Source organism: Actinomadura sp. NEAU-AAG7 (assembly GCF_018603865.1).
GTDB lineage: Bacteria > Actinomycetota > Actinomycetes > Streptosporangiales > Streptosporangiaceae > Spirillospora > Spirillospora litoris.
This window is the reverse complement of record NZ_JAHFZY010000003.1, coordinates 647,132-664,211: the sequence shown is the minus strand read 5'-3', so window position 1 is coordinate 664,211 and position 17,080 is coordinate 647,132. Positions and strand designations below refer to the sequence as shown.

Annotated in this window: 16 protein-coding genes; 10 read left to right on the top strand and 6 right to left on the bottom strand. The window is 71.5% G+C overall.

Translation table 11 applies throughout. The annotated features are described in order from the left end of the window. Positions 1-8: 8 nt before the first annotated feature. From KLI87_RS17660 to KLI87_RS17640, 5 genes are all read right to left on the bottom strand, one after another. The gene (locus KLI87_RS17660) at positions 9-893 is read right to left on the bottom strand and encodes a ParA family protein (protein ID WP_374225459.1); all 885 of its coding nucleotides are present in this window, start codon (positions 891-893) and stop codon (positions 9-11) included. Between the two features lie 126 nt (positions 894-1,019). Further along, a complete protein-coding gene (locus KLI87_RS17655; protein WP_374225452.1) occupies positions 1,020-2,081 on the bottom strand; it encodes a site-specific tyrosine recombinase XerD in 1,062 nt (353 codons plus the stop codon). Positions 2,082-2,128: 47 nt separating this feature from the next. Next, positions 2,129-2,770, bottom strand: a complete 642-nt coding sequence (locus KLI87_RS17650; RefSeq protein WP_214617890.1) for an NUDIX hydrolase — start codon at positions 2,768-2,770, stop codon at positions 2,129-2,131. After that, entirely contained in the window at positions 2,767-4,458 is a 1,692-nt protein-coding gene (locus tag KLI87_RS17645) for a CTP synthase (protein WP_156218372.1), read from the bottom strand. The genes KLI87_RS17650 and KLI87_RS17645 overlap by 4 nt, the downstream gene beginning before the upstream one ends. Before the next feature lie 494 nt (positions 4,459-4,952). After that, complete coding sequence (locus tag KLI87_RS17640) at positions 4,953-6,623, bottom strand: hypothetical protein (protein ID WP_214617889.1); 1,671 nt, start codon at positions 6,621-6,623, stop codon at positions 4,953-4,955. Between the two features lie 311 nt (positions 6,624-6,934). Between KLI87_RS17640 and pip the strand changes: the two genes are divergently transcribed. The 9 genes from pip to ehuA all read left to right on the top strand — a co-directional run bounded on the left by pip (position 6,935) and on the right by ehuA (position 15,183). After that, entirely contained in the window at positions 6,935-7,903 is a 969-nt protein-coding gene (gene pip / locus KLI87_RS17635; protein ID WP_214617888.1) for a prolyl aminopeptidase, read from the top strand. Positions 7,904-8,554: 651 nt separating this feature from the next. Then, a complete protein-coding gene (gene ectA, locus KLI87_RS17630; RefSeq protein ID WP_156218375.1) occupies positions 8,555-9,103 on the top strand; it encodes a diaminobutyrate acetyltransferase in 549 nt (182 codons plus the stop codon). A 277-nt stretch (positions 9,104-9,380) separates the two neighbouring features. Next, positions 9,381-10,643, top strand: a complete 1,263-nt coding sequence (gene ectB / locus KLI87_RS17625; protein WP_156218376.1) for a diaminobutyrate--2-oxoglutarate transaminase — start codon at positions 9,381-9,383, stop codon at positions 10,641-10,643. A 66-nt stretch (positions 10,644-10,709) separates the two neighbouring features. Further along, the gene (locus KLI87_RS17620) at positions 10,710-11,105 is read left to right on the top strand and encodes an ectoine synthase (protein WP_156218377.1); all 396 of its coding nucleotides are present in this window, start codon (positions 10,710-10,712) and stop codon (positions 11,103-11,105) included. Continuing rightward, entirely contained in the window at positions 11,105-12,010 is a 906-nt protein-coding gene (gene thpD, locus KLI87_RS17615) for an ectoine hydroxylase (RefSeq protein WP_156218378.1), read from the top strand. Before KLI87_RS17620 ends, thpD begins: the two co-directional genes overlap by 1 nt. Positions 12,011-12,104: 94 nt before the next feature. Then, on the top strand, positions 12,105-12,998 hold the full coding sequence (gene ehuB / locus KLI87_RS17610) for an ectoine/hydroxyectoine ABC transporter substrate-binding protein EhuB (RefSeq protein ID WP_156218379.1): 894 nt from the start codon (positions 12,105-12,107) through the stop codon (positions 12,996-12,998). Between the two features lie 4 nt (positions 12,999-13,002). Next, entirely contained in the window at positions 13,003-13,722 is a 720-nt protein-coding gene (gene ehuC / locus KLI87_RS17605) for an ectoine/hydroxyectoine ABC transporter permease subunit EhuC (protein WP_214617887.1), read from the top strand. Beyond that, positions 13,722-14,375 (top strand): ectoine/hydroxyectoine ABC transporter permease subunit EhuD, encoded by a 654-nt coding sequence (gene ehuD / locus KLI87_RS17600; protein ID WP_156218380.1) that lies wholly within the window; start codon positions 13,722-13,724, stop codon positions 14,373-14,375. The genes ehuC and ehuD overlap by 1 nt, the downstream gene beginning before the upstream one ends. Further along, the gene (gene ehuA / locus KLI87_RS17595; protein WP_156218381.1) at positions 14,362-15,183 is read left to right on the top strand and encodes an ectoine/hydroxyectoine ABC transporter ATP-binding protein EhuA; all 822 of its coding nucleotides are present in this window, start codon (positions 14,362-14,364) and stop codon (positions 15,181-15,183) included. The genes ehuD and ehuA overlap by 14 nt, the downstream gene beginning before the upstream one ends. Before the next feature lie 109 nt (positions 15,184-15,292). On the opposite strand, the gene KLI87_RS17590 is transcribed toward ehuA, so the two are convergent. Then, a complete protein-coding gene (locus tag KLI87_RS17590) occupies positions 15,293-15,946 on the bottom strand; it encodes an HD domain-containing protein (RefSeq protein WP_156218382.1) in 654 nt (217 codons plus the stop codon). A 91-nt stretch (positions 15,947-16,037) separates the two neighbouring features. Between KLI87_RS17590 and KLI87_RS17585 the strand changes: the two genes are divergently transcribed. Then, a complete protein-coding gene (locus tag KLI87_RS17585; RefSeq protein ID WP_156218383.1) occupies positions 16,038-17,012 on the top strand; it encodes a GlxA family transcriptional regulator in 975 nt (324 codons plus the stop codon). Positions 17,013-17,080: the final 68 nt, after the last annotated feature.

Genomic DNA, 17,080 nt, shown 5'->3' with positions numbered 1-17,080 from the left:
GGTCGCCCTCAGCCGACCTGCGCCCACCGTTCGAGCACCTCCCGGGCCAGGCCGCGGTAGGCGTTCGCGCCCATCGAGTTGGGGTCGAAGTAGGTGATCGGCTCGCCCGCGACGGTCGCGTCGGGGAAGCGCACCGTGCGGTTGATGACGGTGTGGAAGACCTTGTCGCCGAACGCCTCGACGATGCGGCCGAGGACCTCGCGGGTGTGCAGGGTCCGCGAGTCGTACATGGTGCCGAGGACGCCGTCGATGACCAGGTCGGGGTTGATCCGGCCCTGCACCTTGTCGATCGTCTCCATCAGCAGCGCGACGCCGCGCATCGCGAAGTACTCGCACTCCAGCGGGATCAGCACGCCCTCGCTGGCGGCCAGCGCGTTGACGGTCAGCAGGCCGAGCGAGGGCTGGCAGTCGATGAGGATGTAGTCGTAGTGCGGGACGGCCGACTTCAGCGTCTGCTGCAGGATGTACTCGCGCCCGACCTCGTGGACGAGCTGCACCTCGGCGCCCGACAGGTCGATGTTGCTGGGGAGCAGGTCCATGCCGTCGACACCGGTCTCGATGACGACGTCCTCCCACTCGGTGTCCTTCTCCAGCAGCAGGTTGTGGATCGTGATGTCGAGCTGGCGGGGGTCGCCCTTGCCCAGGCCCACCGACAGCGCGCCCTGCGGATCGAAGTCGACGAGCAGCACACGGCGCCCGTACTCGGCGAGCGCGGCACCCAGGTTGATGGTCGTGGTCGTCTTCCCGACCCCGCCCTTCTGGTTGCACACGGCCACGATGCGGGCGGGACCGTGCTCCTCCAGCGGCTCCGGCTCGGGGAACACCGGGACGGGGCGCTGCGTCGGACCGAGGGCCCGACTCGGGTCGGTCTCTATGGTGGCGGACGAGAGCACTCCCTCCGCACGGTTCCTGCTGGTCACCAGATCCCTCCCCGGGTGGCCGGAAACGCCATCCAGAACGGGGACTCTAGGCCCCCGCCTCTCCAGGCTCAAGCCGACGCGCGCGGGCAGCGGCTTTTGTCAGCTCCGCGCGCGGGGGTGCGAGGTGGCGTACACCTCGCGCAGCAACTGCACCGTGACGAGAGTGTAGACCTGTGTGGTGGTCACCGAGGCGTGTCCGAGCAACTCCTGCACGACGCGCACGTCGGCGCCGCCGTCCAGCAGGTGCGTCGCGAACGAGTGCCGCAGCGTGTGCGGGGACACCTCCGACAGCCCGGCCCGGTCGGCGGCGGCGCGCAGCACCATCCACGCGCCCTGCCGCGACAGCCGCCCGCCCCGCGCGTTGAGGAACAGGGCGGGGACGCCGCGTCCGGCGGCGGCCAGCCCGGGGCGCGCGCGCACCAGGTAGCCCTCGACGGCCTGCCGGGCGTAGTCGCCGATCGGGACGATCCGGGCCTTGCCGCCCTTGCCGGCGACGCGCGCGAACCCCTCCGCCAGGTCGAGGTCGTCGACGTCCAGGCCGACGGCCTCGGAGATCCGCGCCCCCGACCCGTACAGCAGCTCCAGCAGCGCCCGGTCGCGCAGCCCCCGCGCGGCGCCCGCGTCGCCCTCCGCCGGCCCCGCCGCCACCGCGAGGAGCCGCTCGACCTCGTCCAGCGAGATCGCCTTGGGCAGCCGCCGGGGCGGCGTGGGCGGCTTGACGTCGCCCGCGGGGTCGCCGGGCGCGAGGCCCTCCCGCACCGCGAACCGGTGCAGCCCGCGGACCGCGACGAGCGCGCGCGCCGCCGACCCCGCCGACAGCGGCGGATGGCCGGGGTCGCCCTCCCGCAGCCCCACCAGGAACGCGCGGACGTCGTCCTCGGTGATCTGGTCGATGGACGTGCGGCCCCGCTCCCCCTGCACGAGCGCGTAGCGCCGCAGGTCGCGCCGGTAGGAGCTGAGGGTGTTGGCGGCCAGCCCGCGCTCGACGGCCAGGTGCCCGAGATAGGTGCGCACGGCCGAGTCCAGCGGGGAACCCGCGCCGGCGTCCCGCGCGGGGGGCCGGCCGGTCGTGCTCGGGGACAGTGCGGCACCTCTTCTGGCGATCGGGGCGGAGCCGTGCGGCCGCGGGCGGGTCGCGCCCGGGTGGGTCGTGCCCATCATGCCCCCTCCCGCGCCGCCGCGAGACCTCATCGCGGCGGCGCGCGCCCTCAGCCCTCGGGGGCGTCCACCGGCCGCAGCCCGCCGAACCCGTCCGCCCGCGCGGCGTGCGCGGCGAGGATGCCCACCGTGGCGATCATGTTGTGCACCTCGCCCGCGAGGACCTTCCGGACGGCCTCCCCAAGCGGCACCCACACGACCGGCATGTCGGCCTCCTCGTGCACCCGCTCGAAGTCGATCTCGGCGGCGGGCACCTCGGTGAGGCCCCGGGCCAGGAAGATCCGGACCCGCTCGTCCGACATCCCGGACGAGGGGAACACGTCGACCAGCGTGTCCCACCGGTCGGCGCGGTAGCCCGCCTCCTCCAGCAGCTCCCGCTCGGCGAGCTTGTGCAGCGGCTCCCCCGCCACGTCCCGCAGCCCGGCGGGCGCCTCCCACAGCAGGTAGGCGACGGGATGCCGGTACTGCCGCAGCAGCAGCACGCGGTCGTGCTCGTCGAGCGCGAGGATGCCCACGGACCCGGGATGGACGATGACGTCCCGCCCGACGCCCTCGGTCCCCTCGCCGCGCGGCATCACCACCGTGTCGCGGCGCACCCCGAACACGTGCCCGGTGAAGACGGCCTCCTCCCCGGTGACCTCCCACCGCTCCGGACGGTCGCGGACGTCGTCGGGCCCGAGCCCGCCGCTCACGACGCCGCCACCCGGCCCGCGTCGCCCTGGCCCCGCGCCGCCGAATAGTCCAGCGCCGCCGACACCAGCCCGGTGAACAGCGGATGCGGGCGCGTCGGCCGCGACCGGAACTCCGGATGCGCCTGCGTGCCGACGAAGAACGGGTGCTGCCCGCCCGGCAGCTCGGCGTACTCCACGAGCCGCCCGTCCGGCGACAGGCCGCTGAACCGCAGCCCCGCCTCCTCCAGCCGGTCGCGGTAGGCGTTGTTGACCTCGTACCGGTGCCGGTGCCGCTCGGACACCTTCGCCTCCCCGTACAGCTCGCGCACCAGCGAATCGTCGGCGAGGTCGGCGGGGTACAGCCCGAGCCGCATCGTCCCGCCCATGTCGCGCTCGCCCGCGACCACGTCGACCTGGTCGGCCATCGTCGCCACGACCGGATGCTCGGCGGACGCCTCGAACTCGGTGCTGCCCGCCCCGTCCAGCCCGGCGAGGGTCCGCGCCGCCTCGATCACCATGCACTGGAGGCCCAGGCAGATGCCGAGCAGCGGCACCCGGTTCTCCCGCGCGTGCCGGACCGCGCCGACCTTCCCCTCGATCCCGCGCACGCCGAACCCGCCGGGGATGAGCACGCCGTCGACGCCGTCCAGCTCCCGCTTGGCGCCCTCAGGCGTCTCGCAGTCGTCGCTCTTCACCCACCGGATCCGCACCCTGGCGTCGTTGCCGAACCCGCCGTGCCGCAGCGCCTCGGTCACCGACAGGTACGCGTCGGGCAGGTCGATGTACTTGCCGACCAGCGCGATCGTGACCTCCCGCGCGGGCTTGTGGACGCGGCGCAGCAGCTCGTCCCACGCGCCCCAGTCCACGTCGCGGAACGGCAGCCCGAGCCGCCGCACCACGTACGCGTCCAGCCCCTCCGAGTGCAGCACCTTCGGGATGTCGTAGATGGAGGCGGCGTCCACCGCCGACACCACGGCCTCCCGGTCCACGTCGCACATCAGGCTGATCTTGTGCTTGAGCCCGTCGGTGATCGGCCGGTCCGACCGGCACACGATCGCGTCCGGCTGGATGCCGATCGAGCGCAGCGCCGCCACCGAGTGCTGCGTCGGCTTGGTCTTCAGCTCCCCCGACGGCCCGATGTAGGGCAGCAGCGACACGTGCAGGAAGAAGCAGTTGTCCCGCCCGATCTCGTGCCGGATCTGCCGCACCGACTCAAGGAAGGGCAGCGACTCGATGTCCCCGACCGTCCCCCCGACCTCGGTGATCACCACGTCGACCTCGGAGTCGGCGGCCATCCCCCGGATCCGGTCCTTGATCTCGTTGGTGATGTGCGGGATCACCTGCACCGTGTCCCCGAGGTACTCGCCGCGCCGCTCCTTGGCGATCACGTTCGAGTAGACCTGCCCCGTGGTCACGTTCGCGGACCCGTGCAGCTCGGTGTCCAGGAACCGCTCGTAGTGGCCGATGTCCAGATCGGTCTCCGCCCCGTCGTCGGTGACGAAGACCTCCCCGTGCTGGAACGGGTTCATCGTCCCGGGGTCGACGTTGAGATAGGGGTCGAGCTTCTGCATCGTGACCCGCAGGCCCCGAAGCGTGAGAAGCCGCCCCAGACTGGACGCCGTCAGTCCCTTGCCGAGGCTTGAGGCGACACCGCCGGTGACGAAGAGATGCTTGGTAGGGCGGGGCCTACCAGGGGCTGCCGAAGGCAAGAAGACGCTCCCGTGGTCGTTGCGAGGCGGAACAGTCTCACTGTCCACGGAGTACCAGCTTACTGGCAGTCCCCTTGGCGTCGGTCGCTGGCGCTCCCTCCTTCGGCGGGAACTGCGGGCGATCGCCGGCATCGCTCCGAACTCGCCTGGCGGCTCGCTTCGCGATCAGATGCTTGCTTCGCTCGCATCTGCCTTCGGACGCGATCGCAACCTTCCCGCACGCTGACGGCCGAGGTTCAGACCGACACCCACCCGCCGGCGCGGGCTGGGGTGGCCGGTGCAGGTACGCCTACCGCACCACTCGGGGCGCGGCGACCTCGGCCGACGGCTCAGCCGTCAACGAGCCCGGCCCGCGATCGCGTGCGAAGCCAGGTTCGAGCCTGCGAGAACCTGACCGCGCAGCGAGCCGCCAGGCGAGTTCGGAGCGATGCCGGCGATCGCGAAGTGCCCGTTGAAGGAGGGAGCGCCAGCGACCGACGCCGAGGGCACTTCAATCAGAACGGAGTAGGGGAACCGTTGGGCATGATGGTGCGGAGTTGGCGGGTCAGCTCGTCTATCAGGGATCGGGCCTGGTCGGCGGCGTTGCGGGCGGCGTCGCGCTCCTGGGACAGCTCGGCTATCGAGGCGCGCTGCTCGGTGACGGCCTGGGCCAGTTGGTCGACCCACTGGTCGCGTTCGGCGAGCTTCTCGGCGATGGCGTCGCGTTCGGCGGCCATCTGGCGCATGCCGGCCACGGCCTTGTCGCGTTCGCGGCCGGCCTGGTCGGCGCGGCCGCGGGCGAGGGTCAGCTCGGACTCGGCGCGGGCCTGGGCCTGGACGGCGGCCTCGCGGGTGCGTTCGGCGGCCTCGCGGGTCTTGGCGCCGTTGTCGCGCTCGCGTTCGGCCTTCTTGGCGGCCTCCAGCGACTGCGCGGCGGTGTCGAGGGCCTGCTGGCGCTCGGCCTCGGCGGTCTCGGCGCGGACGGTGGCGTCCTGGGCGCGGCGCTCGGCGTCGGCGGCGCGGCGCTCGGCGTCCTGGGCGCGGCGCTCGTTCTCCTGGGCGCGGCGCTCGGAGGACTCGGCGCGGCGGCGGGTCTCGTCGGCCTCCTTGCCGGCGGCGACGACGGCGTGCTGGAGGTTCTGCGCGGTCATCTCGGCGTCGGTGACCTTGGCGCGCAGCGCGGCGAGTTCGGCGTGCGCGTTCTCCAGGGCGCGGGACAGCTCGGACGCCTGGTCGGCGACGCGGTCGCGTTCGGCCTCGGCGGAGCGGCGGCCGCCGACGGCGTCCTCGACGGCGCGCAGGGCGTCGTCGCGGGCCTCGCTCATCGCGTCGCGCTGCTGGATCGCCTGCCGGACGGTCGCCTCGGCCTCGGCGACACGGCGCTCGGCCTGCTCGACCTGCGCCTGGAGTTGCTCCATCTGGGCGCGGGCCTGCTCGGCCTGGCCGCGGGCCTGGTCGGCCTGCATGCGGGCCTGCTCGGCCTGGCCGCGGAGCTGGTCGGCCTGGGTGCGGCCCTGCTGGGCCTGGTTCCAGGCGGCGGCCGCGTCGCGTTGCGCGGCCTCCTTCTCGGTCTGCAGCGCGGCGATCTGGGTGACGGCCTCGTTCTGGACCTCGGCGGTGCGGCGCTCGGCGTCGGCGGCCTTGCGGTCGGCCTCGACGGCGCGGCGGTCGGCCTGCTCGGCCTGACCGCGCGCACGCTGCACCTCACCCCACGCGGCCGCGGCGTCCCGCTGCGCCGACTCCTTCTCCGCCTGCACGGCGGCGAGCTGCGCGGCGGACTCGGTCTGCGTCTCGGCGACGCGGCGCTCGGCCTCCACGGCGCGGCGGTCGGCCTGCTCGGCCTGACCGCGCGCACGCTGCACCTCACCCCACGCGGCCGCGGCGTCCCGCTGCGCCGACTCCTTCTCCGCCTGCACGGCGGCGACCTGGGCGGCGGTCTCGGTCTGCGTCTCGCTGACCTTGCGCTCGCCCGCGGCGAGGGCGTCGCCGATGAGGTCGGCCATCTGGCGGAGCCGCTCGACGATGTCCCAGGGCTGGGCCTCGGGCTGCTCCACCTCCGGACGGGTGGCCTCGCCGGGCTTGGACATCTGTATCGGCTGCTGGGCGGGGTCGCGGCCCATCGCGGGCCAGGGGGAGCCCGCGTCCGGGATCCCGCGCGAACCACCCGATCCGTTCAGCTCACTCACTTTGTTCCTCGCCTGGCGGCTCGGAGCCGCGTTCGCGGGGCTGCCATGGACATGGTGCTCGCTTCACTCCTCGCCCTACGGCTCGTCGCTTCGCTCACGAAAGGCACTCTAGTGCGCTCCCGCAGAGCGTTTGCCCAGTTTGGGGGTTTGGATTCTTGATGCTCGCGGGACGTTCGCGCACGCAGGACGCCTGATCACGGTTTTCGCGGTGCGCGTTCGGCCCGGTCCCACGGTGCCACGTGTCACACCCCCGCGACACGGGAACGCGACGAAGACGCGGTGAGGAAGCGCTGGTGGGACAATCGCGCACCATGGAACTTCGCACCTTGTATCCGCCGATCGAGCCGTATGACTCCGGGCTGCTCGACGTCGGCGACGGCGACAGCGTCTACTGGGAGGTCTGCGGGAACCCCGAGGGGAAGCCGGCGGTGATGGTGCACGGCGGCCCGGGGGGCGGGTGCAGCGCGGCGCACCGCCGCCAGTTCGACCCGGACTCGTACCGGATCGTGCTGTTCGACCAGCGCAACTGCGGGCGGAGCCTGCCGCACGCCAAGGACCCGGGCGTGTCGCTGGAGGCGAACACCACCTGGAACCTCGTCGCCGACATGGAGCGGCTGCGCGGGCACCTGGGCATCGAGCGGTGGCTGGTGTTCGGCGGGAGCTGGGGCAGCGCGCTGTCGCTGGCGTATGCGCAGACGCATCCGGAGCGGGTGAGCGAGCTGGTGCTGCGCGGCATCTTCACGCTGCGGCCGTTCGAGCTGTACTGGTTCTACCAGGAGGGCGCGTCGCTGCTGTTCCCCGACCTGTGGGAGAGCTACGTCGAACCGATCCCCGAGGACGAGCGGGAGGACCTCATCGCGGCCTTCCACGAGCGGCTGAACTCCCCGGACCGCGACGTCCGGGTGGCGGCGGCGAAGGCGTGGTCGACGTGGGAGGGGTCGACGGTGACGCTGCGGCCCGACCCCGAGCTGGCGGCGGGCTTCGCCGAGCCCGACTACGCGGTCGCGTTCGCGCGGATCGAGAACCACTACTTCGTCAACGAGGGGTTCTTCGAGCCGGAGCAGCTCATCCGGGACGTGGACAGGATCCGCCACATCCCGGCCGTGATCGTGCAGGGCCGCTACGACGTGTGCACGCCCGCGGCGACGGCGTGGGACCTGCACCGGGCGTGGCCGGAGGCGGAGTTCCACCTCGTGGACGACGCGGGCCACGCCTATAGCGAGCCGGGCATCCTGCACCGGCTCATCGAGGCGACCGACCGTTTCGCGGACGCCCGCTGAATGCTCGCCCGCAGGCGGCTGGAAGCAATCTGAAAATCTCCGGGAAGCCACCTGACCGGTTCCGGCAAGCCTCGATTACGGGGCCGCCGCAACGCGCCGGGCGGTGGATCCGGAATGGAACGGGGCCGCGCGTTCCCGCGCGGCCCCGATGGCGCCGGGGGACGTCCGAAAAACCGGCCGAAGCCTTACCCTCCGGCCACCAAACCCTTGCCTGGACAGATGGCACGTCTCGTCGCAAGGTGAGTGTGAGACATGCCGGGATGCCCGGGTTCATACCTTGATCCCCACCCGCCCCAGCGTGGCGGGGACCGGTCCGACCTCCGCAGACGCGTGACGACGCCCCCACACAGCGGCGCGTTGTCAGCGAATCTCAGTGATTCACCTCACACAACCGATACAGAATTCAGCTCCCCCCAACCCGAGTACTTACTAGAGTGACGGGCAGATGGGCCGCACGAGGGGTCGTCCGCCCATTCGGCAGTCCCGCCTGGATAACAGGGGGAAATGCGCGCCGCGGCACGGCGTTAACATCGTCGAAATATGTCCGAAATTGGCAAGCGTACTGCCATACCCATTGCGCGAGCGTCCTAAACATCTCGCAGATAACATTCCGGAGCGATCACGCGGCGCGATTCGCTAAGTTGCCTGGACATGGCAGCGCAACCCCTGGAATCACCGACCCGACGCCCCGAACGGACCGAGACGAACGCGGACGTGCAACTCCAGGAGCCGAGCCTCACCGACGGCCCCGGGCTGTGGCGGATCGCGAACGAGTCCCACGTCCTGGACGTCAACTCGCCCTACAGCTACACGCTGTGGTGCCGCGACTTCGCCGACACCTCCGTGGTGGCCCGTGACGGATCCGCGCTCTGCGGATTCATCACCGGCTACGTGCGGCCGGCCCGTCCCGACACGTTCTTCGTCTGGCAGGTGGCCGTCGACGAGTCCTACCGCGGCCGGGGCCTCGCCCGCCGCATGCTGGACCAGCTCGCGGGCCGCCAGGTGGCCCGCGGCCAGCGGTACCTGGAGGCGACCGTGACGCCGGACAACGCCGCCTCCACCGCGATGTTCTCCTCGTTCGCCCGCGATCACGGCTGCGACCTGGACCGCAGCCCCCTGTTCGGGACCGAGCACTTTCCCGGCAGGGGGCACGAGCCCGAGGTCCTCTTCCGGATCGGCCCGCTCCCCGGCGTGAACTAGGCGGATGTCCCGGCACCGGCCCATCGCCCGCGCGGCCACCGCCGCGGCGATCGCCGACGGCCCATCACCCGGACGGATCGCCCGCACCGATCGGCCCGCCCGATCAGCCCGCATCCCCGACCCGACCGCCCCCGACTCCGCGCCCCCGACCGACGGCTTGCACCAGAACGACGGCTTGAACCGCCCGCGACACGATCGCCCACACGAGATGTCCGTCCACCCGCCCCGTTCGTCCGCACGCAACCCCGCTCCCATCCACACCTGCCGGAGGCAGACCATGGACGTTTTCGCCCGCATGGAATCTGAGGTCCGCGGCTATTGCCGAGGATGGCCCACGGTGTTCACGACCGCCAAGGGCAGCCACATGACCGACGAGAACGGACGCACCTACCTCGACTTCTTCGCCGGCGCCGGCACGCTGAACTACGGGCACAACAACCCGCAACTGAAACGCCGGCTCATCGACTACCTCGCCGGCGACGCGGTGGTGCACGGGCTCGACATGTACACCACGGCCAAGCGAGACTTCCTGGAACGGTTCAACGAGTACGTGCTCGCGCCGCGGGGCCTGGACTACAAGGTCCAGTTCCCCGGCCCGGCGGGCAACCACTCGGTGGAGGCCGCGCTGAAGCTGGCGCGCAAGTACACCGGCCGCGAAACCATCGTGAGCTTCACCAACGCCTTCCACGGGATGACGCTCGGCGCGCTGGCCGTCACGGGCAACTCGATGAAGCGCACCGGCGCCGGGGTCCCGCTCGGCCACGGCGTGGCGATGCCCTACGACAACTACCTCGACGGCCGCACGCCCGACTTCCTGCTGTTCGAGACGATGCTGGACGACAGCGGCAGCGGCCTGGACAAGCCCGCCGCCGTGATCGTCGAGACGATCCAGGGCGAGGGCGGCATCAACGTCGCGACCGCCGAGTGGCTGCGCGGCCTCCAGGACCTGTGCCGCCGCCACGACATCCTGCTGATCGTCGACGACGTGCAGATGGGCTGCGGGCGCACCGGGCCGTTCTTCAGCTTCGAGGAGGCCGGGATCACGCCCGACATCGTCTGCCTGTCCAAGTCGCTCAGCGGCTACGGGCTCCCGTTCGCGGTCACGCTGATGCGCCGCGACCTGGACGTGTGGGAGCCGGGCGAGCACAACGGCACCTTCCGCGGCTTCAACCCGGCGTTCGTGACCGCCGTCGCCGCGCTGGAGGAGTACTGGCTGGGCGCCGGGATGGAGAAGCAGACGCTCGCCAAGGGCCAGCAGGTCGAGACGGCGCTGAACGCGATCGCGCTCCAGCACGCCGGGGCGATCGACTCCGTCCGCGGCCGGGGCCTCGCCTGGGGCCTGGTCATGTCGGACGCCGACCTCGCGCCCAAGGTGTGCGAGGAGGCGTTCAGCCGCGGGCTGCTGATGGAGACCTCCGGGCCGGAGAGCGAGGTGGTGAAGCTGCTGCCGCCGCTCACCACCAGCGAGGCCGACCTCGGCCGCGGCCTGGAGATCGTCGCCGAGTCCGTCGAGGCCGTCCGCTCGGCCGTGGCGGTCTGAGCCGCGCCCGCACGGGCCCCGGCCCCATCGACACACCGTCACGGCTTCAGCGGAAAGAGGAGATTCATGATCGTACGTTCCCTTGAGGAGATCATCGACACCGAGCGCGACGTGCGGGCCGAGACCTGGTGCAGCCGCCGCTTCGTCCTGGCCAAGGAGGGCGTGGGCTTCTCGCTGCACGAGACCATCCTGTACGCCGGCACCGAGACGCGGATGTGGTACGCGAACCACATCGAGGCCGTCTACTGCATCGGGGGTCAGGGGGAACTGGTCAACGAGGAGACCGGCGAGAAGCACCGCATCGAGCCCGGCGTGATGTACCTGCTGGACGGGCACGAGCACCACACCCTGCGTGCCCACACCGACGTGCGGACCGTCTGCGTCTTCAACCCGCCCTGCACGGGCCGGGAGGTCCACGACGAGAACGGCATCTACCCGCTGCTCAAGGAGGAGGACGCCTGATGAGCATCATCGAGTCCCATCCCACGCTCGACGACTCCTACCCCACCCGCAAGGCCGCCGAGGCCGCCCTGCTGTACCGCCAGGATCCCGTCGTGTACGGGAAGCCGCAGGACGGTCCCATCGACTCCGCCACGCTCGACTCCTTCGACGCCAACGGCTACCTCAGCGTCGAGGAGCTGCTGACGCCCGCCGAGGTCGAGGACTACCGCGCCGAGCTGCGCCGGATGGCCGCCGACCCCGCGATCCTCGCCGACGAGCGCACCGTCACCGAGCGCGGCTCGGACGAGGTCCGCTCCATCTTCGAGGTCCACCGGATCAGCGAGGTGTTCGCGGCGCTCGTCCGCGACCCGCGCGTGGTCGGGCGGGCCCGGCAGATCCTCGGCTCCGACGTCTACGTGCACCAGAGCCGGGTCAATTACAAGCCAGGGTTCACTGGCAAGGACTTCTACTGGCACTCGGACTTCGAGACGTGGCACGCCGAGGACGGGATGCCGCGCATGCGCGCGGTGAGCATTTCCATCGCGCTCACCGAGAATTTCGTGCACAATGGCGGGCTAATGATCATGCCTGGTTCGCACAAGACCTTCGTGGCCTGCGTCGGGGAGACCCCGTCCGACCACTACAAGGAATCCCTGCGCGGCCAGGAGATCGGCACGCCCGACCCGGGCAGCCTGTCCATCCTCGCCGACAAGCACGGGATCGAGCTGTTCACGGGCCCGGCGGGCTCGGCGACCATGTTCGACTGCAACTGCATGCACGGCTCGAACGGGAACATCACCCCGTTCCCGCGCTCCAACGTGTTCGTGGTGTTCAACAGCGTCGAGAACACGTGCGTCGAGCCGTTCGCCGCACCCGCGCCGCGTCCCTCGTTCATCGGGGCCCGCGACTTCACGCCGGTCGTCTGACAACAATTCGATAACCCCGACCGATCATCCCCGCGCCCGCGGGGGGCATCCGGCCCCCCGCGGGCGCGGCGGCACACCATCCAGGAGTTCAACGATGACTTCTTCGAGACGCGACTTCCTGCGTTCCGCCGTCCTGCTGTCCGCGGCGGTGCCGCTGGCCGCCGCGGGCTGCTCGACGACGGACCCCAAGGAGGAGAAGTCGGGCGGCGGTTCGCTGCAGAAGGCCAAGGACGCCGGCAAGATCACGGTCGGTTTCGCCAACGAGGCGCCCTACGGCTACACCGACAAGTCCGGGAAGCTGACCGGGGAGGCGCCCGAACTCGCGCGGGTGGTCTTCAAGGAACTCGGGATCGACAAGGTGGCCGGCGTCCAGGTCGACTTCTCCGGCCTCATCGCCGGGCTCAACGCCAAACGGTTCGACCTCGTCGCGGCGGGAATGTTCATCACACCCGAGCGGTGCAATTCGGTGGCCTTCTCCGACCCGGAGTACGTCGCCAAGAGCGCGTTCATGGTCCGCAAGGGCAACCCCAAGGGCCTGCTCAAGCAGGACGACCCGGGGAAGAAGGGCGTGAAGGTGGGGGTGCTGGAAGGCGCCGTCGAACAGGGCTATGCCGAGAAGAGCGGCGTGAAGAAGGGGAACATCCAGGTGTTCGCCGACCAGGCCAGCGGTTTCGAGGGCCTGAAGGCCGGCCGCATCGACTGCATCTGGCTCACCCGCATCTCGCTCGCCGACCTGCTGACCAAGCACGAGGGCGAGCCGTATGAGGTGACCGCGCCCTTCACGCCGGTCATCGACGGCAAGGAGCAGTTCGGCGCGGGCGCGTTCGCGTTCCGCAAGGCCGACAGCGACCTCGTGACCGCCTTCAACGGCAAGCTCGCCGAACTGAAGCAGGGCAACCGGCTGCTGCCGATCATCCAGCCGTTCGGGTTCACCCAGGCGGAGATCCCGACGGCCGCCGACACCGCCGCCAAGTTCTGCAAGGGATGATCAGGTGTCCGAAGTCCTCGACGGCTACGAGCAGTGGCTGAAGGGCGCGTGGCTCACCCTCCAGCTCACGGTCTACGGCAGCGGCGTGGCACTCGTGCTCGCCCTGGTGTTCGGGCTGGCCGGCACCTCGCGGCACGCCTGGATCCGCGTGCTGAACCGCGTGTACGTGGAGTTCTTCCGCGGCACCGCGACGCTGGTGCTGCTGTTCTGGTTCTTCTACGCGCTGCCGCTGGTCGGCATCAGGCTGAACTCCACGATGTTCGCGGCGGTGCTCGCGCTCGGGCTGAACATCGGCGCCTACGGCGCCGAGGTCGTGCGCGGCTCGATCAAGGCGGTGCCGCGAGCGCAGTACGAGGCGACGATCGCGCTGAACTTCACGCCGCTCCAGCGGATGCGGCGCGTCCTGCTCCCCCAGGGGTTCGCGCTGATGCTGCCGCCCTTCGGCAACCTGCTCATCGAGCTGATGAAGGGCACGGCGATCGTGTCGCTGGTCGGGCTGACCGACCTGACGACGGTCTCCAAGAACCTGCAGAGCAGCACCGGCGAGACGGTCGCGTCGTTCTCGCTGGTCCTCGTCATCTACTTCGTCATCGCGCAGATCCTGCAGCTCTTCGTCCGCTTCGCCGAGGCCCGCGTCGACCGCATGCTCGGCCGGCGCCCCTCGCGTGAGCCCGAACTCGGCACGCTCGCGGCGGGCGCGCCCGGAGCGGGGGTGGCGAGCTGATGGAGTGGGACTGGAGCTACACCGGCGACATCATCCCCGACCTGCTGCGGGGCCTGCGCTACACCGTCATCGCGACGCTGCTCGGCTACCTGATCGCGGTCGTCCTCGGCCTGGTGTGGGCGCTGCTGCGCCGCACGCCGAACGTGGTCGTGCGCCAGGTGGTGCGGTGGGTCACCGAGTTCATCCGGTGCACCCCGCTGATCCCCCAGCTGTTCTTCGCCTTCTACGTCCTGCCCACCTGGGGCCTGACGTTCGGGAAGCTGACCGTCGGCGTCCTCATGCTCGGGATCCACTACTCGACCTACATGGCCGAGGTGTACCGGGCCGGGATCGCCGACGTCCCGCGCGGGCAGTGGGAGGCGGCCAAGGCGCTGAACCTGCCGCGGACGCGGGTGTGGCTGGACGTCGTCCTGCCGCAGGCGGTCCGCAAGGTGATCCCGACGCTCGGCAACTACCTGATCGCGATGTTCAAGGACTCGCCGCTGCTGCTGGCGATCGGCGTCCCCGAGCTGCTCACCTCCGCGCGGTCGGTGGGCGCCAGGACGTTCGAGTACCTGGAGCCGATGACCATGGTGGGCGTGCTGTTCATCGTGGTCAGCGTCATCTCGTCGATTCTCCTCCGCCGCCTGGAGAGGCACTATGCCACCAACTGACACCACCCCAGAGAAGGACGCGGCGCCCCTGCGGGGCAGCGCCCCCGGCATCCGCTTCGAGAAGGTGATCAAGCGGTTCGGGAGCAACACCGTGCTCCGCGAGCTCGACTTCACGGTCGCGCCGGGCGAGCGGGTGACGCTCATCGGGCCGAGCGGGTCGGGCAAGACCACGATCCTGCGGCTGCTGATGACGCTGGAGAAGCCCGACGGGGGCCTGATCTTCGTCGGCGACGACCCGCTGTGGCACATGGACCGGGGCGGCAAGCGCGTCCCGGCGAACCAGAAGCACCTGCACGAGATGCGCAAGCGGATCGGGATGGTGTTCCAGCAGTTCAACCTGTTCCCGAACATGAACGTGCTGCGCAACCTCACCGAGGGGCCGATGCGCGTGCTCGGGGTGCCGAGGGACGAGGCCGTCGAGCGCGCCAAGGGCCTGCTCGACCTGGTCGGGCTCGCCGACAAGATCGACGCGCACCCGTCGCAGCTGTCGGGCGGGCAGCAGCAGCGGGTCGCGATCGCGCGGGCGCTGGCGATGGAGCCGCAGGTGCTGCTGCTGGACGAGGTGACCTCCGCGCTCGACCCCGAGCTGGTCGTCGGCGTCCAGGATCTGCTGCGCGACATCGCCCGACAGAGCGACCTCACGCTGCTGTGCGTCACCCACGAGATGACCTTCGCCAAGGACATCTCCGACCGGGTCCTGATGTTCGACCAGGGGCAGATCGTCGAGGAGGGCCCGCCGGAGCGGATGTTCGGCGAGCCGTCCGAGCAGCGCACCCGGGACTTCCTCCAGGCGGTCCTGGCCACCTGAGCGGCCGCGCCCGGCGGGACCGTTCCGGCCAGGCCATCGGAAGCATCGCCCGCGTCCCCGTCGCCCCGGGGGCGCGGGCGATCCCGTCCCCGGGGGCGGGAGACGCGGATCAGGCGACGCCGCTCCACGCCCGCTCAAGCTGCTCGGCCCACGACGGGACCTTGAGGTCCACTCCGCTCTGCCGCGCGATCTCGTAGGGCAGCGACCCGAAGGGCGCCTTGGCCGGCTTCCGGACGATCTGGTCGACGACCAGGTGGGTGAGCCCGCTGCCCTTCTTCAGCCGCGGGTACGCCGCGTGCACGCGGTCGGCGTAGCCGTCCGGGAGCCTGTCCGCGTGCAGCCCGGCGACGTCGAGGCCGGCCCCGGCGCTGGTCAGCGCGATCTCGGGGCGCATCCGCTGCGGGATGCCGACGCTGGTGTGCAGGGCGATCGCCTCCCATACCACCCGTACCCGGTCCGGCGCGACGCCCTGGCCGTCGAGGAACCCGGCGGCGACGTCGGCGCCGTCCACCTCGAACCGCTGGTCGCCGTCGCCCTCGTCGGTCAGCCCCATGTCGTGCAGGAGGCACGCCACGAACAGCAGCTCGTCGTCGTAGGCGTCGCCGGGACGCAGCCCCCGCGCCTCGCCCAGTGCCCGCCCGAACAGGTAGACCCGCACGCTGTGGTGGGCGAGGGCACGCTGCTCGGCGGTGAAGGCCAGGTCGTAGGCCGCGCGGGTGAGGTCGGTGTCGGGCATCGCGAACTCGGCGAAGGTATCGCCCATCGAGGTCTCCTCTGATCGGTTGCCACGATCCTCCCGGCGCTTCCGGCACCCGGCCAGTGTCCCGAGTGCCCCTGTGCGCTACGTTCTGGCCATGCATGTGGTCGCGGTGCTCGCGCTCGACGGGGTGGTGGCGTTCGACCTGGCGGTCCCCGGGCAGGTGTTCGGCTCGTCCACCACCGGCGAGAACGTCCCCCTGTACGAGGTGCGGGTGTGCGGGATGCCCGGCGGCACGGAGACCTCGGCGACGGTCGGGCGGATGCGGGTGGAGCCCCCGTTCGGGCTGGACGCGCTCGCCGCGGCCGACACGATCGTCGTCCCCGGCCACGACCGGCTCCACGACCGCGGGAACGCGGCCGACCATCCGGCGGAGGTGCTGGACGCGCTGCGCGACGCGGCCTCGCGCGGCACCCGGATCGCCTCCATCTGCGTGGGCGCGTTCGTGCTGGCCGCCGCCGGCCTGCTGGACGGGCGGCGCGCCACCACCCACTGGATGTACGCGTGCCGCCTCGCCCGCCTGCACCCGCGCGTCGAGGTGGACGCCTCGGTGCTGTTCGTGGACGACGGCCAGGTGCTCACCTCGGCGGGCGTCGCCGCCGGGATCGACCTGTGCCTGCACCTCGTCCGCCGCGACCACGGCGCCGCGACCGCCGCCCGCACCGCCCGCCGGATCATCATGCCGCCGCAGCGCGACGGCGGGCAGGCGCAGTTCATCCGGCACGAGGACCCCCCGGACGGCGGCACCGCGCTCCAGCCCACGCTCGCCTGGCTGGAGGCGAACCTGCACCGCCCGCTGGCGCTGGAGGACATCGCCCGGCACGCCTGCGTCAGCGTCCGCACCCTGACCCGCCGGTTCCGCGAGCAGGCCGGGACGACGCCGCAGCAGTGGCTGTCGCGGGCCCGGGTCCGCCGCGCCCAGCAGCTGCTGGAGAGCACGGACCTGCCGGTCGAGCGGGTCGCCGCCGAGGCGGGCTTCGGGTCCCCGGTGACGCTGCGCGCCCACTTCGCGCGGCGGGTCGGCGCGTCCCCGCAGTCCTACCGCGCCGCGTTCCGCGCCCGCGCGTCCTGACCCCCCGCCTCCGCCGGGCCACCGTCCGCATCCGGCCGACCCCGGGCCCCGTCCGGGCGCCCGCCCCT